This window comes from Paenibacillus algorifonticola (assembly GCF_000971975.1).
GTDB classification, from domain to species: domain Bacteria; phylum Bacillota; class Bacilli; order Paenibacillales; family Paenibacillaceae; genus Pristimantibacillus; species Pristimantibacillus algorifonticola.
This window is the reverse complement of record NZ_KQ040782.1, coordinates 89615-115244: the sequence shown is the minus strand read 5'-3', so window position 1 is coordinate 115244 and position 25630 is coordinate 89615. Positions and strand designations below refer to the sequence as shown.

Below are 25630 nucleotides of genomic sequence, written 5' to 3'. Positions count from 1 at the left end.
GCGTATTTTTGGAGGGGAAAGCATAAAATGAAAGCAACTTGGGAAAAAATAGACAAGAACATCATCTCCATCGATGTTGAGGTTGGTGCTGAGAAAGTAGCAGTAGCACTGGATGAAGCGTTTAAGAAAGTCGTTCAAAAGGTTAACGTTCCTGGATTCCGTAAAGGTAAAGTTCCACGGGGCATGTTTGAATCGCGCTTTGGCGTAGAGAGCCTTTATCAGGATGCAATCGACATTTTGCTGCCTGAAGCTTACACAAACGCAATCGAAGAAAACGATCTTCAGCCGGTTGACCGTCCTGAAATCGATGTTGAGCAATTTGGCAAAGGCCAAACGTTCAAATTCAAAGCTAAAGTTATCGTTAAGCCAGAAGTTGAGCTTGGCGAGTACAAAGGCCTTGAAGTTACAGCTGCAAGCACAGAAGTTAGCGAAGAAGAAATCGCTGCTGAACTGGAACGCCTGCAGCAACGCCATGCTGAGCTGACTGTTCTTGATGAAGGTCCAGCTGAGAACGGCGATACAACTGTCATTGATTTTGACGGTTATGTAGATGGCGAGCCATTCGAAGGCGGCAAAAGCGAAGGTTATTCGCTAGAGCTCGGCTCGAACTCGTTCATTCCAGGCTTTGAAGATCAAGTAGTCGGCATGCAAATCGGCGACTTCAAAGATGTTGAAGTGACGTTCCCGGAAGCATACCATGCTGAAAACCTTGCTGGTAAGCAAGCTGTTTTCAAAGTGAAGCTGCACGAAATCAAACGCAAAAGCCTGCCTGCTCTTGACGATGAGTTCGCTAAGGATGTCAGCGAATTTGATACGCTTGAAGAGTACAAGCAAGATCTTGCTGGCAAGCTGAAAGAAAAGAAAGCTAAAGATGCAGAGCAAGCGCTTGAAGTTCAAATCGTTGAAAAAGCAAGCGAAGCTTCGCAAGTGGAAATTCCACAGCCGATGGTTGATACGGAAGTGGATTTCATGCTTCGCGATTTCGAAAACCGTCTTCGCATGCAAGGCATGACGCTGGACCTGTACTACCAGTTCTCTGGCCAAGACGAGTCCGTGCTTCGTGAGCAAATGGCAAGCGATGCGGCAAAACGCGTTCGCAACAACCTGGTTCTTGAAGCGATTGCTAAAGCTGAAGGCATCGAAATTACAGACGAGGATTTGACAGCTGAGCTTGAAACACTGTCGACTTCGTACAACCGTCCGGTTGAAGAGCTGCGTGAACTTTTCACGAAGAACGGCAACATCGACAGCCTGAAGCAAGATGTTCAACTGCGTAAAACAATCAAGTTCCTGAATGACAACAGCAAGATCGTTGAAGCGGCAGAGGAAGCTTAATCAATCAACTGAATATAAGCATTAACCTGAGAATAAGGCACGTCTACCCACGTGCCTTATTTTCAAACTACATATTGGTACATGAAGGCGCGGGGCAGTTCTCCGTACATATCAAGCATCGCCGTTCGCATAAGGTAGTAGTGAAAAATGACAGTGAGCTTTTGGCGTGTTACAATAAAGTTGGAAATTAAGCCATAAACGAAAAGAGGTTGGTCGGATGAATCTGGTACCTATCGTAGTCGAACAAACGAATCGCGGGGAGAGGTCTTACGATATTTACTCGCGTTTGCTCAAGGACAGAATTATATTTCTCGGAAGTGCGATTGATGACGATGTTGCAAACTCTATCATTGCACAGCTGCTTTTTCTAACGGCCGACGATCCTGAGAAAGACATCCATCTGTACATTAATTCCCCTGGCGGTTCCGTAACGGCTGGCATGGGCATTTTTGATACGATGCAATATATTAAGCCCGACGTCTCCACGATTTGTGTGGGTATGGCTGCGAGCATGGGTTCCCTTCTGCTGACAGCGGGAGCCAAGGGCAAGCGTTTTGCGCTGCCTAACAGTGAAGTTATGATTCATCAGCCGCTCGGCGGTGTAAGAGGTCAGGCAACGGATATTAAAATTCATGCCGACTGGATTCTTAAAACCAAGCATAAGCTGAATAATATTTATGTGGAGCGTACCGGCCAGCCTTATGAGAAAATCGACCGCGATACAGATCGCGATTATTTTCTTAGTGCGCAGGAAGCGCTGGAATACGGCTTGATTGACAAGGTTATTACCACGCCGGTATAAGATTTTGATGAAGGGGTGATTCCATGTTTAAATTCAACGATGAGAAGGGCCAGCTGAAATGCTCATTCTGCGGTAAATCGCAGGAGCAAGTGCGTAAATTGGTTGCCGGTCCTGGCGTCTATATATGCGATGAATGTATCGAGCTCTGCACGGAGATTGTAGAGGAAGAGCTAGGTCATGAAGAAGAGCTGGACCTGAAAGACATTCCGAAGCCGCAAGATATTCGCGGTATTCTTGATTCCTATGTTATTGGACAGGAGTTTGCGAAGAAGTCGCTTGCAGTTGCGGTTTACAACCACTATAAGCGGGTAAATTCGCAAAGCAAAATTGAAGATGTTGAGCTGCAAAAGAGCAACATTTTGCTGGTTGGCCCTACAGGCTCCGGTAAAACGCTGCTGGCGCAGACGATGGCTAAAATTTTGAACGTTCCTTTCGCAATTGCTGATGCAACTTCGCTTACTGAAGCGGGTTATGTAGGCGAGGACGTAGAGAACATTTTGCTCAAGCTTATTCAGGCGGCAGATTATGATGTTGAGAAAGCAGAACGCGGCATTATTTATATCGACGAAATTGATAAGGTTGCTCGTAAATCCGAGAACCCTTCGATTACACGCGATGTATCGGGTGAAGGCGTGCAGCAAGCCTTGCTGAAAATTCTTGAAGGTACGGTTGCATCTGTACCGCCACAAGGCGGACGCAAGCATCCACATCAAGAGTTTATCCAAATTGATACGACGAACATCTTGTTTATTTGCGGCGGCGCCTTCGATGGCCTGGAGCAGTTAATCAAACGTCGTATCGGCAAAAAAGTGATCGGCTTCAATTCCACTGGGGAAGTACAGAAGGACTTGAAAGCAGGCGAATACTTGTCGATGGTTTTGCCGGAAGATTTGCTCAAATTCGGTCTTATCCCCGAGTTTGTCGGCCGTCTTCCTGTTATCTCGACTTTGGAGCCGCTTGATGAGCCAGCTTTGGTACGGATTTTGTCCGAACCGAAAAACGCGCTCGTTAAGCAATACCAGAAGCTGCTTGAGATGGACAATGTAAAATTGGACTTCGAAGAAGGCGCTCTGGAGGCGATCGCTAAGGAAGCAATCAAGCGCAATACGGGTGCTCGCGGCCTTCGTGCCATTATTGAGGGCATTATGCTTGATGTGATGTATGAAATTCCATCGCGCGATGATGTCAATACTTGCCTTGTTACGGAGCAAGCGGTTCGGGACAAAATTATGCCTGAGCTGACTGCGAAGAAGGGTAAGAAGAAGGAAGAAAGCGCCTAAATAATATTCATCACCGTCACTGTTCCACCCGCTGGGCGGCTTCATAGCTCGCATCAAGAGGGTGGACTTTGACGTTCATGGGAGAGATCACTGTATGTATACACGTAAAGATACGGTGCCTGTCAAAGTCGGAAACTTGACGATTGGCGGCAGCGACGAAGTCATCATTCAAAGTATGTGCACGACCAAAACGGCAGACGTTGAGGCAACTGTTGCGGAAATACTTCGGCTCGAGGAAGCGGGCTGTCAGGTCGTTCGCGTGACCGTCAACAATAAGGAAGCGGCGGAAGCGATTAAGGAAATAAAGAAGCGGATTCATATTCCTCTTGTTGCCGATATCCATTTTGATTATAGGCTCGCGCTTGCTGCAATTGAAAACGGCATTGACAAGGTTAGAATCAATCCCGGCAATATCGGCCGCCGCGAGCGTGTTGAAGCGGTTGTGAAGGCTTGTAAGGAAAAAGGCATTCCCATTCGTATCGGCGTAAATGCAGGCTCCTTGGAAAATCATTTGCTGGAGAAATACGGCTATCCGACGCCAGAAGCAATGGTTGAGAGTGCTTTATTCCACATTGGTATTTTGGAGGAGCTTGATTTCCACGATATTATTGTGTCGCTCAAAGCATCTGATGTACCAATGGCCATTGCCGCTTACAAAATGGCTGCTGAGAAAATTCGTTATCCGCTGCACCTTGGCATCACGGAAGCCGGAACCCTGCATACCGGAACGATCAAAAGTGCTGCCGGTATTGGCGCGCTGCTGACGCTCGGTATTGGCAACACGGTGCGTATTAGTCTAAGTGCTGATCCAGTGGAAGAAGTAAAGGTAGCTCGTGAGCTGCTGAAAACGTTTGGACTTATTACGAATGCGGCAACGCTCGTCTCATGTCCAACTTGCGGTCGGCTTGATATTGACTTGTTCACCATCGCTAACGAGGTGGAGGAATATATTTCGAAAATCAAGGTGCCGATCAAGGTGTCTGTGCTTGGTTGCGCCGTCAACGGTCCTGGCGAAGCGCGGGAAGCAGATATTGGTATTGCTGGAGCAAGAGGCGAAGGGATGCTGTTCCGTTATGGAGAGCTGGTTCGCAAAGTACCGGAAGCTGAGCTGCTCAGCGAGCTTAAGAAGGAAATTGATATTATTGTTCGAGCTTTTGAAGAGACGGGAGAAATTCCTGGCCGCAAGCATCATACGCCTGCCTTATAAACATGGCCGTGCTGTTGTTCATGTGAACGACGGCACGGTTTTTTTGAAAATATAAGTAGTTATAAGTTTTTTTATAAATATGCTTTTATTTCACCACGAAACAGGCGCTGCCTTCGAAGGACGGCAGCGCCGTTTACGCTTATATCGACGGTTATTTTTCTTCTGATGAGGCAATACTACCAGTTATGAACTTTATTGCCGGATAGTGTGCCTTTGAGAGGAGCGGGTAACGAATGAGTTTAAGTATTATTTTGATGCTGATTCAAGTGTTTTTTGCGGTGGTTATCGGTTTGTACTTCTGGAATTTGCTGCGCAATCAAAAAACGAATCGATCTGCGGTTGACCGAGAGTCCCGCAAGGAGATGGATAAGCTGCGCAAGCTGCGTTCCATCTCGCTGACGAAGCCGCTGGCCGAGAAGACGAGGCCACAGGCGATGCAGGATATCGTTGGCCAACTGGATGGCCTGCGTGCGCTGAAAGCTGCGCTGTGCAGCGCAAATCCGCAGCATGTCATTATTTATGGCCCGCCGGGCGTTGGCAAAACAGCGGCCGCTCGCGTCGTGCTCGAGGAAGCGAAGAAAAACGCAGCCTCCCCGTTTTTGCCTGAAGCGAAGTTTACGGAAATTGACGCGACAACCGCGAGATTCGATGAGCGCGGAATTGCTGATCCTTTGATTGGTTCTGTTCATGATCCGATTTATCAAGGCGCGGGGGCGATGGGCGTTGCCGGTATTCCTCAGCCGAAGGCTGGCGCAGTAACGAAGGCGCATGGCGGTATTTTGTTCATTGACGAAATCGGGGAATTGCATCCCGTCCAAATGAATAAGCTGTTAAAAGTACTCGAGGATCGCAAAGTATATTTGGAGAGTGCCTATTATAATTCCGAGGACGTTAACATTCCTTCGTATATCCATGATATTTTTCAAAATGGGCTGCCTGCCGATTTCCGTCTTGTCGGTGCAACGACACGTTCGCCGCAGGAACTGCCGCCCGCGATTCGCTCGCGCTGCATGGAAATTTTCTTTCGTCCGCTGCTGGCGGGTGAAATTGCTTCCATTGCCGAAAATGCGATTCGGAAAATTGGTTTTTCCCCTTGCCCTGAGGCTGTTGAGGTCGTACAGCGATATGCGACAAATGGCCGTGAAGCGGTAAACGTCATTCAGCTGGCAGCAGGCGTTGCTTTATCCGAGAAGCGGGATCGCATTACAGCTGCCGATGTAGAATGGGTTGTGAACAGCAGCCAAATTCCACCGCGTCCAGAGCGGAAGGTGCCAGATGCGCCGCAAGTGGGAATCGTTAACGGTCTTGCTGTCTATGGCCCAAATATGGGCATGCTGCTCGAAGTCGAGGTCAGCGCTATTCCCGCTGCAAGCGGTAAAGGACAATATACGATTACCGGAGTAGTCGAGGAGGAAGAGCTGGGCGGAGGCTCGCGTACGCTGCGCCGCAAAAGCATGGCGAAGGGCTCTGTCGAAAACGTCCTGACGATGCTGCGCCGGTATGGTCTCAATCCGCAGGATTATGACTTGCATATCAACTTCCCAGGCGGAACGCCGATCGATGGCCCGTCTGCTGGAGTTGCGATGGCGACGGCAATTGCTTCAGCGATCAAAAACGAGACAATCGACAACAAGCTGGCGATGACTGGAGAAGTGGGCATCCATGGCGACGTCAAGCCTGTAGGCGGCGTGCTGGCGAAGGTCGAGGCCGCTTTTCAGGCAGGAGCGGATACGGTCATTATCCCGCGTGAAAATTGGCAGGCCATCTTTGCCGATCTGAAAGGCTTGAAGGTCATTCCTGTGGAACGTGTAGATGAAGTGTTTAATCTTGTGTTCCCTCTAGGAAATACCGTCGTAAATGAAGTGGAAAACCACGTTGCAAACGAGCGATATATGGGGGCAGCTGTTCCCTATTTGCAGGCTGATTCCGCAGAATGATAAAATAAGGGAGAATTAATCATTTGGAGGTGCTGGTGTGGGACCCGGAAAAACGAAAAGCCGTCGGCTGCCCTTGCTTCCACTCAGGGGGCTACTGGTATATCCCAGCATGGTGCTACACCTTGATGTGGGTAGGGACAAATCGGTTCGCGCGTTAGAACGCGCGATGGTTGACGATCATATGATATTGCTTTGTTCGCAATCGGAAGTGAATATAGAGGAGCCGACTGAGGAAGATATATACAGAGTCGGTACGATTGCGAAGGTACGGCAGATGCTAAAGCTGCCGAATGGAACGATCCGCGTGCTGGTGGAAGGCGTCCTGCGCGCGGAAATAATGGATTATTTGCCGACTGAAGAATTTTATGAGGTTATGGTTAAGGAATTCCCGGAAGAGGAAACGACCGACCCTGAGGTTGATGCGCTCATGCGCTCGGTACTCAGCCAATTCGAGCATTATACTTCCTTGTCCAAAAAAATTACGCCAGAGACGCACGCTGCTGTCTCGGATATCGATGACCCAGGCCGTTTGGCCGATGTCATTACGAGCCATCTCTCGCTCAAGATTAAAGACAAGCAGGATATTTTGGAGACGATCGATGTCCGCCAGCGGCTTGAGCGGCTGCTCGATATTTTAAACAATGAGCGGGAAGTGCTGGAGCTGGAGCGCAAAATCAGCCAGCGCGTCAAGAAGCAGATGGAAAAAACGCAGAAGGAATATTATTTGCGTGAGCAGATGAAAGCGATCCAGAAGGAGCTTGGCGAGAAAGAAGGACGCGCTGGCGAGGTAGAGGAGCTGCGCAGCCAGCTGGAGCAGGCCGGCGTTCCTGACCAAGTGAAAGAAAAGATTGAGAAAGAAATTGACCGTCTGGAAAAAATGCCGACCACCTCGGCTGAAGGCGGCGTTATACGCAATTATATTGATTGGCTCTTATCGTTGCCGTGGAGCAAGGAGACTGAAGATGATCTCAGTCTGTCCAAGGCGGAAGACATACTTGACCAGGATCATTATGGACTTGAAAAGCCGAAGGAGCGGGTACTTGAATACCTTGCGGTCCAGCAGCTGGTGAAAAAGCTTAAAGGACCGATTCTTTGTCTAGTCGGCCCTCCAGGCGTCGGTAAAACGTCGCTTGCCCGTTCCATTGCGAAGTCGCTGGGACGAAAATTCGTCCGCATATCGCTTGGCGGGGTGCGTGACGAGGCAGAAATTCGTGGACATCGCCGCACATACGTGGGTGCTATGCCAGGCCGTATTATTCAAGGCATGAAGACGGCTGGTTCAATTAACCCGGTATTTCTGCTCGATGAAATCGACAAGATGGCAATGGATTTTCGTGGCGATCCGGCTTCTGCACTGCTTGAGGTACTGGATCCAGAGCAAAACAATACGTTCAGCGATCATTTTGTGGAGGTTCCATTCGACTTGTCAAACGTCATGTTCGTGACGACGGCGAATGCGATGCATAACATTCCGCGTCCGCTGCTGGACCGGATGGAAGTGCTGTACATTCCCGGCTATACCGAGCTTGAGAAGCTGAAAATCGCTGAGCGCTATTTGCTGCCGAAGCAGAAGCGGGAGCATGGACTGACGGATGAGCAGCTGCAGGTGAGTGAGGAAACTTTGCTCCAGCTTATTCGCGATTACACGCGCGAATCCGGCGTGCGGAATTTGGAGCAGCAAATGGCTGCGATTTGCCGCAAGGCAGCGAAGCAAATTGTTGCATCAGGCACTGTGCCGATCAGGCAGGAGGAAGCTGCTGAGCAGGATGAGCCTGCCTTGAATGTGCTTGAAGCAGCATTTGGCTCAGACGGAGAAGCTGCATCCATATCCGGGCAGCTGGAGAAGCAGCAAGAAGCTTCCTTGCAGTCTGAGCAAAGTATGGGGACAGAGCAGCTTACTGAGGTGAAGGCGCTCAACGTTGATCTGGAGCTGCTTAAGGAATGGCTTGGACCTGCGAAGTTCCGCTACGGCATGGCTGAGGCTGAGAATCAGATTGGCGCAGTGACGGGCCTTGCCTGGACAGAGGTCGGCGGCGATACGCTCGTTATCGAAGTGACCGTTATGCCAGGCAGCGGCAAGCTGACGCTCACGGGACAGCTCGGTGATGTCATGAAGGAATCGGCGCAGGCCGCATTCAGCTATACGCGTTCGAAGGCGCTGGAGCTCGGTATTGACCCGCAGTTCCATGAGAAAAACGATATTCACATTCATATTCCGGAAGGTGCCATTCCGAAGGATGGTCCGTCCGCGGGCATAACGATTGCCACTGCGCTCATTTCGGCTTTGACTGGACGCTATGTGTCCAAAGAGGTCGCAATGACCGGAGAGATCACGCTTCGTGGACGCGTACTGCCAATCGGAGGACTCAAGGAGAAATCGCTTGCCGCCCACCGTGCAGGCATTAAGAAAATATTGCTGCCGAAGGATAATGTTCGCGATCTGCGCGACATTCCAGACAGTGTGCGGAGCGAGATAACGTTTGTCCCGGTCGGACATATTGATGAAGTCCTCCTGCATGCGCTGCTTCCGGCCAAGACAGAAGAGAAAGCAGGAACACCTCTATTATGAAGATTACACAAGCAGATTTTATTATAAGTGCGGTTCAGCCGCATCAATACCCTGAGGATGCCTTGCCAGAGATTGCTCTGGCAGGGCGTTCGAATGTTGGGAAGTCCTCATTAATTAATAAAATGATTATGCGTAAAAACTTGGCAAGAACAAGCTCGCAGCCTGGTAAAACCCAGCAGCTTAATTATTACCGCGTCAATGACAGCATCTATTTCGTCGATTTTCCCGGTTATGGCTATGCCAAGGTTTCCAAAACCCAGCGCGAGGCTTTTGGTCAAATGATTGAAAGATACATTCGTGATCGCAAGGAGCTCAAGCTGCAGCTGCTTATAATCGATATTCGCCATGAGCCATCGAAGGATGATCAGCTTATGTACAACTGGCTCAAGCATTACAACATTCCAACATGTATTGTTGCCACCAAGGCGGATAAAATCCCTAAAGGCAAATGGGACAAGCATATTAAAATGATCAAGACGACGCTGCAAGCGGACCCTCGTGATAAAGTGGTGCTCTATTCCTCGGAGACCGGCCAAGGTCGCGATGAATTGTGGAGCGTTATTACGGAGACGATATCCACATAAGGGAGCAAGTACGGCAACTTTTCACATAAAGAAGAGAATACAGGAAGATATGTGGGGCTCCTCGCATAATTTTCCCGTTTTTTCTGAAATATGCGAGAATTTCGGGACTGAGCGGCAGGAATAAATGGATGCAATCACGTATAATATAGGTAAGCGAGCGGGAAAGGGAGAATGGTCATTGGACCAATTCGTTGCAAATTCGCGTAAAGCGGGTACAGAAGAATAGAAATGATTGTAGCATCCAATTGCAAGTTTAAAGAATTGAGGAGATTTTTATGGCTCAGCGGCTAGCCACAGAGTATGTAAATGCCAAACTGCAGTTAACGAATGAAGAGATGACCCAATTTGTCCGTTTTTTTGATGATCAGCAGCTTCACCTACAAGTGATGGTGCTCGATAACGGCAATCAGGAGCTGGTTCTCGAAGACGTAGCAGGGAGGGAAGAGATCAGACTGATCTTTGAGCGTCAACAAGACCGTTACGTTTGTGTGCTCACCTGCCGCCTTGTTCACCAGAAGCTAACCAATGCTATGCGCAAAGCTGTTTCAGCTTTCCATGGGGACGCCGTTGTTAATCGCATTTACAGCCATTATACAATGACCTACCACTATATACAGGGAGCCGTTCGTAAAATCGTTGAAACAACGAAGAGCGGCGCACGTGTTGTGTTCGAATACAAGGATACGATCGGGCAACTGGAGCGGGTATTCCGCAGCCGTTTGATTGAACGCGAGATTTCGATGGTGAATAATGCCATTAATGAGTTGCTTGATCTTCGGAATCAGACGAAAAATCAGACTGAAATCGCCGCTATTGATGAGCGTTTGGCCTTGCATACGCACAAGCTGTTTGTACTTGAAGCGTAAATATGCATGGCATGCAGACAGTAAACATAAGCTTAAGGGAATCGCTGCTGCGGTTTCTTTTTTTTATTTTCAGGAAAAGGCTGCTCTGAAGCAGTGTTTTGATGTGGTAATTTATGGTGACATTTTACAAGTAAAAGAAGCAGGGAGCTTCATAAGAATGTGGAAGTTTATTGCATATTTAAAACAACTGCATTCAAAGCAGTTCGCCTAATAGCGCAAAATGCCGGAAATGCATCAAATAGCCAGGAATCATCCGCTAACGGTCAGGAAACAGCGCCAGGCTAGCTCACCTGCTGCTGGACAAGCAGGTCAGACGGGGCAAGCCAGTCAAGTGAGCGAAACGCCCAGCATAGGCCAGCTTGTTGATTTGGCGAAGGAAGGTAAAATTCTCGAGGTGAAATATGCAGCGCATATTGCGCTGTTCGACGAGATTGAGCAGGATTGGGGAAAGGCTGACAGCACCGAGGCTGCCGGAAAAGGAATTTATGCAGCGTATACAAAGAGGGCGTCACGATCGGCTTCAGCAACGGCATGAAGGTGTTCGATATGCGTTCTTATCCCGAAGGCAACCGAAAAGGTCGACCATATTTCCGTATTTAGTCCGCAGGATGCAAAAAATAATATGGCCGGCTGAAAAAAAAGGTTGCAATTCTTACGGATAGATGTTATTTTTAATCTCGTTGAAAACATCGTTTAACACAATAATAGGAACCAGGATTCACTCAGGACATGGTTATGTTGCGAGAGATTATTCCCTCGGGAAGTGAATGACGTAGGTCCTAGCGGATGAAATTTTTAAACATTTTATTCCTAGGAAGGGGGAACCGGAAGATGGAATACTCAACTTTCGGAAGACACGTTGCTGTTGATACTTGGGGAGTAGATTTCGATCTACTGAACAACGCTGAATTTTTGCAAGCCCAAATGGTGGAGGCTGCTGAAAGCTGCGGCGCTACTGTAATGTCGGTGCAATCCAAACAATTTGAGCCTCAAGGAGCAACCGTACTCGTGCTGCTGTCGGAGAGTCATCTCTCCATTCACACGTATCCTGAGAGAGGATTTGCCGCGCTTGACTGTTATACTTGCGGTGAAACCGTGGATCCGCAGCTGGCAATCGATTATATGATTGCTGTGCTGAAGCCAACAACAACTCATGCGAAAAAGCTGATACGTGGTATGGGCGAATTGCAAGTTGAAGAACCGAAAATGAAACAAATCGAGCTCGTTTAAGGCTCTCACATGTATGATACAGAAATAACCATGGAAGCTTCCATGGTTATTTCTTTGTATGATTAGGGAATAATGGATTTGTGGTTCAAACTTTATTCATAAATGAAGGAAGTATGAATGTCGAACTGTGCTATAATGGCGTAGAAAGAACGAAACGCGGCAATTTGATAAGGGAGGCAGGTGACACACATGCACATCATTACAGTAGGTCTTAACTACCGTACAGCTCCAGTAGAAGTGAGAGAACGTTTTGCGTTTTCGGAAAAAGAGCTGCCGGAGGCTGTCAAACAGCTTATGAATACAGACAGCATTTTGGAATGTGTCATTGTGGCGACCTGCAATCGGACAGAATTGTATGCGGTGGTGGACAGGCATCAATTGTGCGGGCACCATATCCGCGGCTTTATGGAGCAGTGGTTCAACCTGCCGAGGAAAGAATTTACGAATCATTTATATATGTATGAGGATGAGAAGGCCATTGAGCATCTTTTCCACGTAACGAGCGGTCTGGATTCGATGATTATCGGCGAGACGCAAATTCTTGGACAAGTGAAGGATGCTTTCGCACTGGCCCAGCAGCAGAAAGCGACGGGAACGTTGTTTAATACGTTGTTCAAGCAGGCGATTACGATGGCAAAACGGGCGCATTCCGAGACGACAATTGGCGAATCCGCCGTATCGGTCAGCTATGCAGCTGTAGAGCTCGGCAAACGGATATTCGGTCAATTTGCGAAGAAGACGGTTATGCTGATTGGCGCTGGCGAGACGGGCGAGCTGACAGCGAAGCATCTGTACGCGAATGGTGCTGATCGGGTCATCGTCGTGAATCGGACGTATGAACGAGCCGTTCAATTGGCAGACAAGTTTAACGGAATAGCCTGCTCTATGGACGAAGCGACGAATAGGCTGCATGAAGCCGATATCGTTATTAGTTCGACTGGAGCAGACAGCTTCGTGCTTACGCGTCAGGTTGTCGCAAGCGCCATGCAGCGCCGGAGATCAAAGCCGCTGTTCATGATTGATATCGCCGTTCCAAGGGATATTGATCCAACGATTGCTGCGGTGGACAACGTCTTTTTATATGACATTGACGATTTGGAGGGCATTGTGGAAAGTAACTTAGAACAGCGCCGCAAGGAAGCCGCCAAAATCGAAACGATGATCGCTCAGGAAATGGATCTGTTTGAGCAATGGTACAAAACGCTAGGTGTCGTGCCGCTCATTCGGGCGCTGCAGACGAAAGCAGCAGAGATTCATGAGGAGACGTTCAACAGCTTGACGAACAAGCTTCCGGATCTGGACGAGCATGAGCTTAAAGTAATTAGAAAGCTGACGAAGAGCATTGTCAATCAAATGATGCAGGACCCTATTTTGCGGATCAAGGAAATGGCCGGAGAAAGACGTGCTGACGAAGCGATGGACATGTTTGTAAAGCTTTTTGCACTGGAAGAGCAATTGGACAAGTCGCAGCAGGCTGAGCTTAAAGCGGAAGCTGCCGAGGCGGCTGCAGTAAAAATGAAAAATGTGCAATCACCTGCAGCTACGGCAGCATTGGCTTCTGCCCTTCGGTAGAAGCACGCTCTTGACAGACGCATAGGGCGGCGATGTGGAGGCATTTATGGCAACGCTAAACTGGTTGTATGACGCGATACTTTATGTATACGCCCTGAGCCTTCTGTTTTATTTCTCCGATTTTATGGACGCAAGCCGGAGAGCGAAACGGATGGGTACAGGGCTACTTATTTTTGTATGGATTTTACAGACGCTATTTCTAATTTCGCGAATCGTGTCGCATTTTGAAGTGGCCACGATATCAACCTTTGAATATTGGCTGGGGTTTTGCTGGCTCTTGGTTTCTATATCGCTTGTAATCAGCCGATTTTTCAAAATAGAGTTTATTGTGTTTCTCGTAAACGTCGTTGGTTTTTCCGTGCTGGCGCTTAATCTTTACAGCAAGCCGGGCAATGAGGCGATGTTCGCGATTTCCACAACAGCAAGAGAGCTGCTGATTGTGCATATTAGCCTCGTGCTTGTTTCCTATGTGTCACTGACAATAGGCGTTATTTTCGCCGGCATGTATATTTTCCTTCATCGGGAGCTGAAGGAGAAACGCTGGTCCAAATATGTGAGAAGGCTCCCAAGCCTTGATAAAATTGAAAGATATTCTGATCGCGCTGTCATTATCGGCGTTCCACTGCTTGCTTTGTCGCTGTCGCTTGCAGTGACGCTGCTGCTCATTGAAGGACGTTCGACGCTGTTATTAGATTGGAAAGTAATCACTTCTTTCCTCGCTTTAATTGTATATATTATTTTTGTTGTAAACCGGTCGTTGCTTAACCGCACGAGTACGCAGCTTGCGAAGCTGCATATTGTGGCGTTCAGCTTCCTAGTTCTCAATTTGCTGGCAAGCTACGTATCTAATTTTCATTAGAAGTTAGGTGAAGTTTATGAACGGCTATTATCCGGTAATGCTAAAGCTTCAAGGTATCCGCTGTATCGTCGTGGGCGGCGGCCCGATTGCCGAGCGCAAGGTGCTAGGGCTGCTTGAGGCAGGAGCGGATCAGGTGACGGTCATTGCGCTTGTCTTCACGCCCCAGCTGGAGGAGCTTGCGCATGCCGGTCACATTGAGACGGAAGCAAGAGCTTATGCGAGCGAGGATGCGCTGGCAGCGAGGTTGCTGTTTGCCGCTACGGATCAGGCGGAGCTGAATCGCCAAATTGCGCTGGATGGCGAGCAGGCAGGCATCTGGGTTAATCGTGCAGATGAGGCCGAGGCTGGAACTTTTATTAATCCGTCGGTTGTGCGGCGCGGCGAGCTGGTCGTTACCGTGTCGGCATCCGGAGCGAGCCCGGCGTTGTCCTCTCGTATTCGGGAGGAGCTTGCGCAGCGGTACGGTCCGGAATATATCGGCATTACAGCTAGGCTGAAGGAGCTTCGTGAACGGGTGAAGCTCACAATTGGCGATCGCGGGCTGCGGCGTGAAGTGTTGAAGCTTGCGGCGCATGAAGCGCCATGGCAAGGCGAGGAAGACGGCGATATAGATGCCTGGATTAAGCGGCTCATCGCAGCAACTGACAGGAGGAATACATAAATGGCAGCAAACAATAAGGAAAAGCGTACCATAATCGTCGGAACCCGCCAGAGTGCATTGGCGCTTACGCAAACGGGACAAGTAATTGACGAGCTGAAACGAATCAGCGAGCAGCATGGCTTCGACTATGCGTTTGAAATTCGGAAAATCGTCACAAAAGGCGATCAAATTCTCGATGTGACGTTATCGAAGGTTGGCGGGAAAGGGTTATTCGTAAAGGAAATCGAGCAAGCGCTGCTGGATGGCGAAATCGATATGGCGGTTCACAGCATGAAGGACATGCCGTACGAGCTGCCTGAGGGCTTAATGAACGGTGCGGTTCCGAAGCGTGTTGATCCGCGGGATTGCCTCATTATGAAGCAAGGAGGGAGTCTGGCTGATTTGCCGCATGGTGCTAAAGTAGGCACCAGCAGCTTGCGACGCTCCTGCCAGCTCAAAAACCTGCGCCCTGACCTTGTAGTGGAATCGATCAGGGGAAACATTGATTCGCGTATCCGCAAGCTGGAGACGGAAGGCTACGATGCAGTCGTTCTAGCTGCAGCTGGACTTAATCGTATGGGATGGGAAAACCGCATATCCGCCTTTCTGCCGGAGGACGTATCGGTGCCTGCAGTTGGACAAGGGGCGCTTGGCATTGAATGCCGGGAAAATGATGAGCAGATCCGTGGGCTGCTTGATTTATTTAATGACGGTGAAACGGCCTACGCGGTACGTGCCGAGCGGAGCTTTCTTGGCGCACTCAATGGCGGCTGCCAAATTCCGATTGGCGCCCATGCTGTTGTGCGTAAAGGTGCAGACGGAACGCTGGAAGGCGCTGAGCTTACGCTGACGGGAATTGTAGGATCGGCGGATGGAGAAGTGCTGCTGAAGGAAATCAAGACGGGCAGCGATCCAGAGGCGCTGGGCAAGGAAGTTGCCGCAGCACTCATTGCAAGAGGAGCGGACCGCATTTTAGCGGAAATCGGGGGATAGTAGTGATGGGGAAAGGTATCGTTTATTTGGTTGGTGCGGGTCCGGGAGACGCCAAGCTGATTACGCTGCGCGGCTTGGAATATTTGAAGAAAAGCGATGTTGTCGTCTATGACCGCTTGGCAAGCCCTAGGCTGCTTGCGCATATGAAGCCAGGTGCCGAGAAGGTATACGTAGGCAAGCTTCCCGACCGCCACACGATGAAGCAGGAGGAAATTAACCAGCTGCTTGTTGACCTTGCTTTGCAAGGCAAGGTGGTGACGCGGCTTAAGGGCGGCGATCCGACGATTTTTGGCCGCGTAGGCGAGGAAGCAGGGCTGCTTAAGGAAAACGGCATAGGCTTTGAAATCGTGCCGGGCATTACTTCCGCGATTGCTGTGCCTGCTTACGCTGGAATTCCGGTGACGCATCGTGATTTTGCGTCCTCGCTTTCGATCATAACGGGACATGAAAGCCCTGATAAGCTGGACCGCTCGATTTATTGGGACAAGGTAACCAATGCTACAGGAACGCTTATTTTTCTGATGGGCGTAGCCAAAATTGGCTATATCGCCGATCAGTTAATGAAATATGGCAAGCCTGGCACAACGCCTGTTGCACTGGTGCGTTGGGGCACCAGAGTCGAGCAGCAGACGATTGTCGGCACGCTGGCTACGATTGAGCAAATGGTGCGCGAGGCGAATTTTCAGCCGCCGGCTGTCATTGTCGTTGGCGATGTCGTGCTGCAGCGCGAGCAATTGCAGTGGTACGAAAGCAAGCCGCTGTTCGGCACGCGCGTGCTGGTGACGAGAGCGAGAGCACAAGCAAGCGAGCTGGCTGACCTTGTAGATGAGCTGGGCGGTGAGCCATGCGAATACCCTGTCATTGATATCCGCGAGCCTGAGGAGGCCGCAGCGGTCGCTACACTGCGCGCTGCGCTGGAGGAAGCGGAGCATTATGGCTGGCTGATGTTCACGAGCGTAAACGGCGTGGACTATTTCTATCGTTGGCTGAGACGGTTCGGCATTGATATCCGGCGTTTCCATAAGGCTAGAATTGCTGCCGTTGGCCCGAGGACAGCCGAAGCGCTGGAAAATCGCGGGCTGACTGCCGAGCTGCTGCCGGCAAAGTTTCAGGCAGAAGGGCTGCTGGAGCAGCTTGCAGGAGAGCTGCAAGCTGGCGAGCGGGTACTGCTGCCGCGCGGTGATTTGGCACGCGAGGTGCTGCCGCGCGAATTGGCAGCCAAAGGACTGCTGCCAACGGAAATCGACGTATACGAGACCGTGCTTGCCGATACGCAGGATGATCAGGTGCTGGAATGGATCGACGAGAAGCAGATTCACATGATTACGTTCACCAGCTCTTCGACGGTGACGAACTTGCTGGAGAAGCTGCGCCGCAGTGGCATAAGCGATCCTGTGCAGGCGATTTTGGACATTCCGGCTATCAGCATTGGGCCGCTGACGTCAGCAAAGATGAGAGAAGCGGGCTTGCGCGTAGCTGCTGAGGCTGAACAGGCGACGATATCATCGCTTATTGATGCGATGATTAAGTACCGCAGCGCGGAACGGGAATAAGGCATTATTTTTCTAATAGATGGATGGGCAAGTATTTCGTTTAGATAACAAAAGAGGCAAGGGCCAGCCATAATTGGCGCGACATAGGCTTCACAAAACAGTTGGAGGAGGAATGGAAGATGGCATTTCCTGTCGTAAGACATCGGAGATTGCGGCAATCCGCCGCTCTTCGCAGCATGGTGAGGGAAACGGCGCTTTCTGCTAATGATTTTATTTATCCGATTTTTGTGACGGTGGGCACGAATGTGAAGGAAGAGATCACATCGATGCCGGGCGTTTATCATTTTTCATTAGATCGATTGGAAGCGGAAATCAGGGAAGTTACGGCTCTGGGCATTCCATCCGTCATGCTGTTTGGCGTTCCAGATGACAAGGATAGCGAAGGTACTTCTGCATTTGCTCCTGACGGTATTGTGCAAGAGGCTATTCGTGCTGTAAAGGGCTGGGCGCCTGAGCTGCTCGTTGTAGCGGATACTTGCCTTTGCCAGTTTACAGATCACGGTCATTGCGGCCTTATCCATGTGCATGAGCGTACAGGCAACGCAGAGGTCGATAACGATGCTTCACTGACACAGCTCGTTCGTACAGCGGTTTCGCAAGCTGAGGCAGGCGCGGATATGATCGCTCCGTCCAACATGATGGACGGCTTCGTTGGCGCCATTCGTGAAGGTCTGGATGAAGCGGGCTTTACGCATATACCGATTTTGTCCTACTCGGTCAAATATGCTTCCGCCTTTTACGGCCCGTTCCGTGAAGCGGCGCATTCAACGCCGCAATTCGGCGACCGCAAGACGTATCAGATGGACCCTGCCAATGCGCGCGAGGCGCTGCGGGAAGCGGAGTCCGACGTCATTGAAGGCGCGGATATGCTGATGGTTAAGCCTGCGCTTGCGTATATGGACGTCATTCGCCTGCTGAAGGAGCATTTTGATCTGCCAGTGGCGGCGTACAATGTGAGCGGCGAATATGCAATGGTAAAAGCGGCGGCGGCAAATGGCTGGATTGACGAGCGCGCTGTCGTATTGGAGACGCTGACCGGAATGAAGCGCGCGGGCGCGGACATTCTGATTACGTACCACGCGAAGGATGCGGCACGTTGGTTGAAGGGGGATGAATAGTCGATGAGTCATTCATCTACAGGCAGAAGCGATATTCGCTCACGCGAGGCATTCGCACGGGCCAAGCAAGTGATTCCAGGCGGCGTCAACAGCCCGGTTCGCGCTTTTAAATCCGTAGGTTTGAATCCGGTTTATATGGAGCGCGGCCAAGGCAGCCGCGTATTTGATATCGACGGCAACAGCTACATCGATTACGTCGCTTCATGGGGGCCGCTCATTATGGGTCATGCGCATCCAGAGGTCGTTGAAGCGATCAAGCGTACCGCGGAAAAAGGCACCAGCTTTGGGGCGCCAACGGAACTGGAGACGCTTATGGCGGAGCTTGTATGCGAGCGCGTGCCTTCGGTTGATGTGGTCCGGATGGTCAACTCCGGCACCGAAGCGACGATGAGTGCTTTGCGTCTCGCTCGTGGATTTACGAAGCGCAGCAAAATCGTCAAATTTGAAGGCTCTTACCACGGCCATGCCGACAGCCTGCTCATTAAAGCGGGTTCTGGTGTAGCGACGCTTGGCTTGCCCGACAGTCCCGGCGTGCCGGAAAGCATTGCCTCGCAGACGATTACCGTGCCTTACAATGATATAGAGTCGATCAAGCTCGTATTTGAAAAATACGGCGAGGAAATTGCCTGCGTCATCGTCGAGCCGATTGCCGGAAACATGGGCGTAGTCCCGCCGCTTCCGGGCTTTCTGCAAGGACTGCGCGACATAACGGAGCAATATGGCAGCCTGCTTATTTTTGATGAAGTGATGACGGGCTTTCGCGTCCACTACAGCAGTGCGCAAGGTCTTTATGGCATTAAGCCAGATATCACTTGCTTCGGCAAGGTGATCGGGGGCGGCTTGCCAGTCGGCGCTTATGGCGGCAGACGCGATCTGATGGAGCTTATGGCGCCGAGCGGTCCGATTTATCAGGCGGGTACGCTGTCAGGCAATCCGCTGGCGATGGCTGCTGGTTATACGACGCTCAAGCTGCTGACGCCGGAAACGTATGAGCTGCTGGAGCGTCAAGCGGTCCGTTTGCAGCACGGCTTTGAAGCGAATGCGAAGGCGGCTGGCGTTGCTTCCACGATCAACCGTGTCGGCTCGATGGTATGCCCGTTTTTCACCGAAACGCATGTCATCAATTACGATACAGCCAAAACAGCAGATCTAGATCGCTTCAAGGCGTATTTTGCTGCTATGCTGGAGCTTGGCGTAAGCGTCGCTCCATCGCAGTTTGAAGGCATGTTCGTGTCGGCTGTCCATACTGATGAAGATATTGATGCAACGATTGCCGCCAACGCAACTGCTTTGAGCAGGTTGTAGTTGCCGCGAGCAGCAATTTGGGCGATTGCATTCGACAATAGGAGGTTTCATTCCATGCCAATGCTTCACTATAAGCGGGCGGGGGAGTGGCTTGAGCTTGATTGGCAGGAGCTGTCAGAAGGCTCATGGTCTGCACCAAATTATGACGGGCAGCCTGGAGAACACACCGGAACACTAGAGGCCGGCAGTCATCCGCACCAAGTGCGGCAGTGGCTGCTGGCCCGTTCTCTTTTTCCGGAAAAATGGATCAATCGGCTGTTCTCCGTCGGCGGCATCCGCTTTGATGGGCAGCGTATCCGTTTGCTCGCGTTTCCCGCTGTGGACCTGATTAGTGATCCACTGTACCGTCAAGCGAAGCTATCGCAAGGCAGTCCCCGTCCTATTGTTCTTTTCGAGGATGATTTTTGCCTTGTGCTATACAAGGAGGCAGGCATGGCTGTGCATGGCACAGGTGCTAATCAGGCAGGAACGCTGGATGAAGCGGCGGCGCGTCATATGCTGCTGCGAGAAGATCCGCTGCCTGTTCGCCACATCCACCGTCTCGATGACGATACATCGGGCCCCGTACTTTATTCCAAAAATGATTTCGCCCAGTGGAAGCTGGACGAAGCGATGCGCCGCAAGGCGATTGACCGCCGCTATATCGCGTTTGTTCAAGGTCGTCCGCGTCCACCTGCAGGCACCATTGACGCTCCGATTGGCAAAGACCGCCACCATCGCTCCAGACGGCGTGTTGCGCTGGGCGGCGATTCCGCTGTAACCCACTATGAAACGGCCGAGAACTATGCAGGGGCGACGCTGGTCCGTTTGCAGCTGGAGACGGGACGAACGCATCAAATTCGTGTCCATATGAGCCACTTGGGTCATCCGTTGCTCGGCGATTCGCTTTATGGCGGCTCTGTGCAGCTGATGAAGACGCAGGCGCTGCATGGCGAACGGCTTATTTTTGCGCATCCTTGGACAGATTTGCCTGTCGAAGTTGCAGCGCCTGAGCCCGATTGGCTTACTAAATTGCGCGCTAAATTGTAGCTGCTGCAAAAGATAGTCATGCTCTCCCCCCTATGCCCATATAGATAATTAGTGAGAGTAGCATTTTTAGCCCAAGCATTGTCTAAATGGGTCAGTATAGGGAGGGAGGACTTGAGCGTGACGGATCAAACGAAAGGCTTGCGCTTTGACGTGTATGAACGCGTGCATCTGTCGGATGAAGTTGCCGATATCGATGAGCTGGAAGAAATTGAGCTTGTACCTCGCATTCAGGTTGTTGAGCAGGGGGAGCACGCAGTACTGAAAGGCCAGCTGCTGCTGAGCGGGGTATATCGCAGTACGAACGAAGCGGTTCCGCTACAGGCGCTGGAGCATTTTATTCCCGTCGAAATTACGATGCCGCTGAACCGAATTTCACGGCTGGACGATGTAACGGTAGAAATTGATAACTTCGACGTCGATTTGCTATCATCGCGAACGCTTAACATTACTGGGGTGCTGTCGCTTCGCGGCATTCTCGTGGAGCCGCAGCAGGAGCCGGAGGAAGCGTGGCGCGAGGAGCCATTCACCGTCGTCCATGATCGCGTAGATACCAATCAGGCTTCGTTCGAAGATGAGTTTCAGCGGGGGAGTGGCGAATCATTCGCCGCTGACGAGGCTGCTGAGGCCGCCCAGACTGCCCAGGCCGCTTTGGGGGCGCAAGCCGAGCCTTATTTTGCTGGACAGGAAGGGCAATTGCCTTTCAGGGTGGAGCAGGAAGAAGCTCAAGAGTTCATTGAGGCTGCATCCGAGATTGATGCTTACAATGCTTATGATGAGCGGGTATATGAGGCGGCTGGCGAAAGCGGGGAAGTAGCAGAGCTGGAGGCTGGCGTCACGATCTCTTCGTCGCCTCGTGATGCAGGCTGGTCGGCAGCAGAGTGGTTTCAGGAGCAGGATCAGTCTCAAGCGCAGCCTAGCTTTAATGCTAACTTTAATTCACCGCCTGCTTTTGCGCAGCAGCCAGCAGTGACTGGGCTTGGTCATGGTATCGCGCAGGAGAGGCAGCAGGGAGCTTCTGCCAACCAACAGGAGGAGGACTTTGGCTGGAGTCCGGGGGGACAACCGCTTCAGGAAGAGGAGTCTTTCGTCCCGGCGGCAGCGGAGCAGAATAGTTATGACACATCTCCGTGGCAGGAGAACGAGCTGGAGCGTTTAAGCGATTGGCAGGAGGCGGAGGAAGCAAGTGCGGAACAGCAAGCGGAGCCTGAGAAGCAGGAGATGCGCATAGCCTTTGGCAGCAAGGCGCCGGAAGCGGCCGCATCCCCTGCATCAGGCGTTGGGCTTGTGACGCTGCTGCAAACGAGCAAGCGGGAGCAATTAGCGCGGCAAGCAGCGGAGCAGGAGGCGGCGGAGTATGCGCTGGAGCAGACGAAGGCTCAGCAGCCCGCAGGGGATGAAATCGAGTGGCGCAATTTGTTTTTGAAGCAATCCGACGAGCGGGAATTCCGTAAAATTCGGGTATGCATCGTGCAGCGCGACGAGACGCTTGATTCTATTGCGGTGCGCTACAACTTGAACCCGCGAGAGATTCTACTATACAACGGCTTGAATGAGTCGACGGTAGAGGAAGGACAGCTGCTTTATATTCCGTAGCGGAAGGACGTTAAATAGAAGGAGCTTTGACCTGTGAAATAACGGTCAAAGCTCTTTTTTATTTGCGCACAGCATGAAATACAGGAACATGTATAGGTCTTGTAGTTTGACTTTTTTTCACAAAGAGAGTATTATTAAATAAATATGTCTTAAAGTCAACGAACGACGTTGAAGGGGAAGAGTACGCAGCCAAGCCTTCAGAGAGCGGAGCCGTTAGTGCTGAAAGTTCCGCAGGATTTTACTCGTACAAGTCGCCCTGGAGTTGCTTGAATCAAGCGGATCGCTATTTGCTAATTCAAGCCGGCCACAGCCGTTATCTGTTTGAGTGCCGTGCAGCTGCAAGACGCGCGGAACAAAGGTGGTACCACGGAAGCTAACCTTTCGTCCTTTGCTATAAGGGCGGAAGGTTTTTTTGTATTCAAAATTAAAGTAATGATGCCATTATGCGATATGTGGAGGATGGAGCTTATGTCTGAAAATCAAACGACGCCGGCGATGCCGACGACCTACGACCCGAAAGCCGCTGAACTGAAGTGGTATGACTTCTGGATGGATGGAAAATTTTTTGAAGCGGGCAAGCGCCCAGAGGCCCCGACCTATACGATCGTTATTCCCCCGCCGAACGTAACGGGAATTTTGCACATTGGGCATGCGCTCGATTTCACTTTGCAGGATATTCTCATACGCTTTAAGCGGATGCAGGGCTTTGATGCTTTGTGGCTGCCGGGAACGGACCACGCAGGAATAGCTACACAGACGAAAGTGGAGCAGAAGCTGCGCGAGCAAGGACAATCCCGCTACGATCTCGGCCGCGAGGCTTTTTTGGAGCAGGTATGGGATTGGAAGGAGCAATACGCGGGAACGATTCGCGGCCAATGGGCAAAAATGGGGCTGTCGCTCGATTATTCACGCGAACGCTTCACGCTTGACGAGGGGCTGTCTAAGGCTGTACGCGAGGTGTTTGTACAGCTGTACAAGAAGGGCCTCATTTACCGCGGCAAAAAAATCATCAACTGGGACCCGGCTGCGAGAACCGCTTTGTCCGATATTGAGGTTGAGCATAAAGAGCTGAACGGTCATTTATACCATTTGCAATATCCGCTGAAGGACGGCTCAGGGCATATTACAGTTGCGACAACGCGTCCGGAAACGATGCTGGGCGATAGCGCGGTTGCGGTTCACCCTGAAGATGAGCGTTACCAGCACCTCATTGGACAAATGATCGTATTGCCGGTCATTGGACGTGAAATTCCGATTATTGGCGACGAATACGTTGACAAGGAATTTGGCTCCGGTGCTGTGAAAATTACGCCAGCCCATGATCCAAATGACTTCGAGGTAGGCCTGCGTCATGACCTGCCGCAAATTATCGTCATGGACGAGTCCGGCAAGATGAATGCGGAGGCTGGTCCTTATGCGGGACTGGACCGTTTCGACTGCCGCAAGCAGCTCGTGAAGGATTTGCAGGAGCAGGGCGTATGCGTTCAAGTCGAGGATCACGTGCATCAGGTTGGCCACAGCGAGCGCAGCGGTGCGGTCGTAGAGCCCTACTTGTCGACGCAATGGTTTGTCGAAATGAAGTCGCTGGCTGAGCAGGCGATAAAAGCGCAAAAATCCAGCGACGGTGTAACTTTCGTTCCGGACCGTTTTGAGAAAATTTATTTGCACTGGATTGAAAATGTACACGACTGGTGTATTTCCCGTCAGCTGTGGTGGGGACATCGTATTCCTGCCTGGTATTGCGACGCCTGCGGTGAAATGCATGTAGCCCACGAAGAAGTAACGAGCTGTTCGTTATGTGGGGGCACGGAGCTGCGCCAGGATGAGGATGTCTTGGATACATGGTTCAGCTCGGGTCTGTGGCCGTTCTCGACGCTTGGCTGGCCGGAGCAGACCGAGGACTTAAAACGCTTCTACCCGACGAATGTTTTGGTGACGGGCTACGATATTATTTTCTTCTGGGTATCCCGGATGATTTTTACCGCGCTGGAGTTTACAGAGCAAAAGCCGTTCAAGGACGTGCTGATTCACGGTCTCGTACGCGATGCAAACGGCAATAAAATGTCCAAGTCGCTTGGCAACGGCGTCGATCCGCTTGAAGTCATTGAACAGTACGGCGCAGATGCGATGCGCTATATGCTTTCGACGGGCAGCACACCGGGACAGGATTTGCGCTTCCGCTATGAAAAGGTTGAGCAGGCACGGAACTTTGCCAATAAAATTTGGAATGCGTCGCGCTTTGCGCTGATGAATCTGGAAGGCTTCGCAGCGAGCGACATTAATATTAGCGGCAAGTTGGGTACGGCGGATCGCTGGATTTTGCACCGTCTGAACGAAACGGTTCGCGAAGTAACCCGTTTGATGGACAACTATGAGTTTGGGGAAACTGGACGCCAGCTGTACAATTTCATCTGGGATGACCTTTGCGACTGGTATATCGAGTTTGCGAAGCTTAACTTGTATGGCAACGATGAAGAAGCAAAACAAGCGACAAAATCGGTGCTTGCTTATGTGCTTGACCGCACGCAGCGCTTGATTCATCCGTTTATGCCTTACATCAGTGAGGAAATTTGGCAGCATCTGCCGCATGAAGGCGAGTCGATTACGCTTGCAGCTTGGCCGGAGTACGATGCTGCGCTGGAAGCGCCTGAAGCAGTGAAGGAAATGGAGCTGCTGATGGATATCATCCGTTCGGTGCGAAATGTTCGCGCGGAAGTAAACGTGCCGATGAGCAAAAAAATCGAGCTGATGATTAAGCCAACGAGCGAAGCTGAAGCGGTCATTTTGACCCGTAATGAAGAGTTTGTCCGCCGCTTCTGCGGAACCTCGAAGCTGGAGACTGGTCTTGGATTGTCTGCTCCGGATAAGGCGATGAGCAGTATTGTAACGGGTGCGGAGCTTTATTTCCCGCTTGCAGGGCTGATTGATATTTCGCAGGAAATTGCCCGTCTGGAGAAGGAGCTTGCGACGCTGAACGGCGAAGTAACCCGCATTGAGAAGAAGCTCGGCAATGAGGGCTTTGTAGCGAAGGCGCCTGCGAAGGTCATTGAAGAGGAACGCTCCAAAATGAAGGATTATGCGGACAAACGCGATAAGGTTCAAGCTAGAATCGCGGATTTGCGCGGATAGACACCGGGAAGAAAGAAGGCGTTTCTACG

At 51.0% G+C, this 25630-nt stretch carries 21 protein-coding genes and 1 other annotated feature; all 21 genes read left to right on the top strand.

Translation table 11 applies throughout. The features are described from left to right. Positions 1–27 precede the first annotated feature (27 nt). The 21 genes from tig to WH37_RS04590 all read left to right on the top strand — a co-directional run bounded on the left by tig (position 28) and on the right by WH37_RS04590 (position 25601). Positions 28–1335, top strand: coding sequence for a trigger factor (tig, locus tag WH37_RS04690; RefSeq protein ID WP_046229407.1), 1308 nt, complete (start codon positions 28–30; stop codon positions 1333–1335). 217 nt (positions 1336–1552) lie between these two features. Beyond that, on the top strand, positions 1553–2137 hold the full coding sequence (gene clpP, locus WH37_RS04685) for an ATP-dependent Clp endopeptidase proteolytic subunit ClpP (RefSeq protein ID WP_046229406.1): 585 nt from the start codon (positions 1553–1555) through the stop codon (positions 2135–2137). A gap of 23 nt (positions 2138–2160) precedes the next feature. Next, complete coding sequence (clpX, locus tag WH37_RS04680; protein ID WP_046229405.1) at positions 2161–3417, top strand: ATP-dependent protease ATP-binding subunit ClpX; 1257 nt, start codon at positions 2161–2163, stop codon at positions 3415–3417. A gap of 94 nt (positions 3418–3511) precedes the next feature. Then, positions 3512–4624 carry a flavodoxin-dependent (E)-4-hydroxy-3-methylbut-2-enyl-diphosphate synthase gene (gene ispG, locus WH37_RS04675; protein ID WP_046229404.1) on the top strand — a complete coding sequence of 371 codons (1113 nt, stop codon included), beginning with the start codon at positions 3512–3514 and terminating at the stop codon, positions 4622–4624. 233 nt (positions 4625–4857) lie between these two features. Continuing rightward, the gene (lonB, locus tag WH37_RS04670; RefSeq protein WP_046229403.1) at positions 4858–6561 is read left to right on the top strand and encodes an ATP-dependent protease LonB; all 1704 of its coding nucleotides are present in this window, start codon (positions 4858–4860) and stop codon (positions 6559–6561) included. Positions 6562–6598: 37 nt separating this feature from the next. Then, positions 6599–9130, top strand: a complete 2532-nt coding sequence (lon, locus tag WH37_RS04665; RefSeq protein WP_046229402.1) for an endopeptidase La — start codon at positions 6599–6601, stop codon at positions 9128–9130. Then, positions 9127–9714: a ribosome biogenesis GTP-binding protein YihA/YsxC gene (gene yihA / locus WH37_RS04660; protein WP_046229401.1), complete on the top strand. Its 588-nt coding sequence runs from the start codon at positions 9127–9129 to the stop codon at positions 9712–9714. Before lon ends, yihA begins: the two co-directional genes overlap by 4 nt. Before the next feature lie 275 nt (positions 9715–9989). Next, the gene (locus WH37_RS04655; protein ID WP_046229400.1) at positions 9990–10580 is read left to right on the top strand and encodes a hypothetical protein; all 591 of its coding nucleotides are present in this window, start codon (positions 9990–9992) and stop codon (positions 10578–10580) included. Then, positions 10570–10791, top strand: a complete 222-nt coding sequence (locus WH37_RS04650; protein ID WP_046229399.1) for a hypothetical protein — start codon at positions 10570–10572, stop codon at positions 10789–10791. The genes WH37_RS04655 and WH37_RS04650 overlap by 11 nt, the downstream gene beginning before the upstream one ends. Positions 10792–10809: 18 nt before the next feature. Beyond that, entirely contained in the window at positions 10810–11115 is a 306-nt protein-coding gene (locus WH37_RS04645; RefSeq protein WP_231594124.1) for a DUF4309 domain-containing protein, read from the top strand. Between the two features lie 296 nt (positions 11116–11411). Then, complete coding sequence (gene speD, locus WH37_RS04640; protein ID WP_046229397.1) at positions 11412–11810, top strand: adenosylmethionine decarboxylase; 399 nt, start codon at positions 11412–11414, stop codon at positions 11808–11810. A 189-nt stretch (positions 11811–11999) separates the two neighbouring features. Beyond that, positions 12000–13382: a glutamyl-tRNA reductase gene (gene hemA, locus WH37_RS04635; RefSeq protein WP_046229396.1), complete on the top strand. Its 1383-nt coding sequence runs from the start codon at positions 12000–12002 to the stop codon at positions 13380–13382. 46 nt (positions 13383–13428) lie between these two features. Beyond that, on the top strand, positions 13429–14241 hold the full coding sequence (gene ccsA, locus WH37_RS04630; RefSeq protein WP_046229395.1) for a cytochrome c biogenesis protein CcsA: 813 nt from the start codon (positions 13429–13431) through the stop codon (positions 14239–14241). Between the two features lie 16 nt (positions 14242–14257). Next, entirely contained in the window at positions 14258–14902 is a 645-nt protein-coding gene (locus WH37_RS04625; protein WP_052736806.1) for a precorrin-2 dehydrogenase/sirohydrochlorin ferrochelatase family protein, read from the top strand. Beyond that, complete coding sequence (hemC, locus tag WH37_RS04620) at positions 14903–15874, top strand: hydroxymethylbilane synthase (RefSeq protein ID WP_046229394.1); 972 nt, start codon at positions 14903–14905, stop codon at positions 15872–15874. It abuts the gene before it with no gap. Between the two features lie 5 nt (positions 15875–15879). Beyond that, entirely contained in the window at positions 15880–17427 is a 1548-nt protein-coding gene (gene cobA, locus WH37_RS04615; RefSeq protein ID WP_177217927.1) for a uroporphyrinogen-III C-methyltransferase, read from the top strand. Between the two features lie 119 nt (positions 17428–17546). Beyond that, complete coding sequence (gene hemB, locus WH37_RS04610) at positions 17547–18545, top strand: porphobilinogen synthase (RefSeq protein WP_046229392.1); 999 nt, start codon at positions 17547–17549, stop codon at positions 18543–18545. 3 nt (positions 18546–18548) lie between these two features. Next, positions 18549–19850, top strand: coding sequence for a glutamate-1-semialdehyde 2,1-aminomutase (gene hemL, locus WH37_RS04605; RefSeq protein ID WP_046229391.1), 1302 nt, complete (start codon positions 18549–18551; stop codon positions 19848–19850). Positions 19851–19904: 54 nt separating this feature from the next. After that, on the top strand, positions 19905–20879 hold the full coding sequence (locus WH37_RS04600) for an RluA family pseudouridine synthase (protein WP_052736805.1): 975 nt from the start codon (positions 19905–19907) through the stop codon (positions 20877–20879). A 117-nt stretch (positions 20880–20996) separates the two neighbouring features. After that, positions 20997–22472: a LysM peptidoglycan-binding domain-containing protein gene (locus WH37_RS04595; RefSeq protein ID WP_046229390.1), complete on the top strand. Its 1476-nt coding sequence runs from the start codon at positions 20997–20999 to the stop codon at positions 22470–22472. Positions 22473–22631: 159 nt separating this feature from the next. After that, positions 22632–22864, top strand: a binding site (T-box leader). A 76-nt stretch (positions 22865–22940) separates the two neighbouring features. After that, positions 22941–25601, top strand: a complete 2661-nt coding sequence (locus tag WH37_RS04590; protein ID WP_046229389.1) for a valine--tRNA ligase — start codon at positions 22941–22943, stop codon at positions 25599–25601. Positions 25602–25630: the final 29 nt, after the last annotated feature.

Excerpts from the sequence above, each read along its gene's own strand:
- tig (WP_046229407.1), top strand. The coding sequence starts at position 28 with ATGAAAGCAACTTGGGAAAAAATAGACAAGAACATCATCTCCATCGAT.
- clpP (WP_046229406.1), top strand. The coding sequence starts at position 1,553 with ATGAATCTGGTACCTATCGTAGTCGAACAAACGAATCGCGGGGAGAGG.
- clpX (WP_046229405.1), top strand. The coding sequence starts at position 2,161 with ATGTTTAAATTCAACGATGAGAAGGGCCAGCTGAAATGCTCATTCTGC.
- ispG (WP_046229404.1), top strand. The coding sequence starts at position 3,512 with ATGTATACACGTAAAGATACGGTGCCTGTCAAAGTCGGAAACTTGACG.
- lonB (WP_046229403.1), top strand. The coding sequence starts at position 4,858 with ATGAGTTTAAGTATTATTTTGATGCTGATTCAAGTGTTTTTTGCGGTG.
- yihA (WP_046229401.1), top strand. The coding sequence starts at position 9,127 with ATGAAGATTACACAAGCAGATTTTATTATAAGTGCGGTTCAGCCGCAT.
- WH37_RS04655 (WP_046229400.1), top strand. The coding sequence starts at position 9,990 with ATGGCTCAGCGGCTAGCCACAGAGTATGTAAATGCCAAACTGCAGTTA.
- WH37_RS04645 (WP_231594124.1), top strand. The coding sequence starts at position 10,810 with ATGCATCAAATAGCCAGGAATCATCCGCTAACGGTCAGGAAACAGCGC.
- speD (WP_046229397.1), top strand. The coding sequence starts at position 11,412 with ATGGAATACTCAACTTTCGGAAGACACGTTGCTGTTGATACTTGGGGA.
- hemA (WP_046229396.1), top strand. The coding sequence starts at position 12,000 with ATGCACATCATTACAGTAGGTCTTAACTACCGTACAGCTCCAGTAGAA.
- ccsA (WP_046229395.1), top strand. The coding sequence starts at position 13,429 with ATGGCAACGCTAAACTGGTTGTATGACGCGATACTTTATGTATACGCC.
- WH37_RS04625 (WP_052736806.1), top strand. The coding sequence starts at position 14,258 with ATGAACGGCTATTATCCGGTAATGCTAAAGCTTCAAGGTATCCGCTGT.
- hemC (WP_046229394.1), top strand. The coding sequence starts at position 14,903 with ATGGCAGCAAACAATAAGGAAAAGCGTACCATAATCGTCGGAACCCGC.
- cobA (WP_177217927.1), top strand. The coding sequence starts at position 15,880 with ATGGGGAAAGGTATCGTTTATTTGGTTGGTGCGGGTCCGGGAGACGCC.
- hemB (WP_046229392.1), top strand. The coding sequence starts at position 17,547 with ATGGCATTTCCTGTCGTAAGACATCGGAGATTGCGGCAATCCGCCGCT.
- hemL (WP_046229391.1), top strand. The coding sequence starts at position 18,549 with ATGAGTCATTCATCTACAGGCAGAAGCGATATTCGCTCACGCGAGGCA.
- WH37_RS04600 (WP_052736805.1), top strand. The coding sequence starts at position 19,905 with ATGCCAATGCTTCACTATAAGCGGGCGGGGGAGTGGCTTGAGCTTGAT.
- WH37_RS04590 (WP_046229389.1), top strand. The coding sequence starts at position 22,941 with ATGTCTGAAAATCAAACGACGCCGGCGATGCCGACGACCTACGACCCG.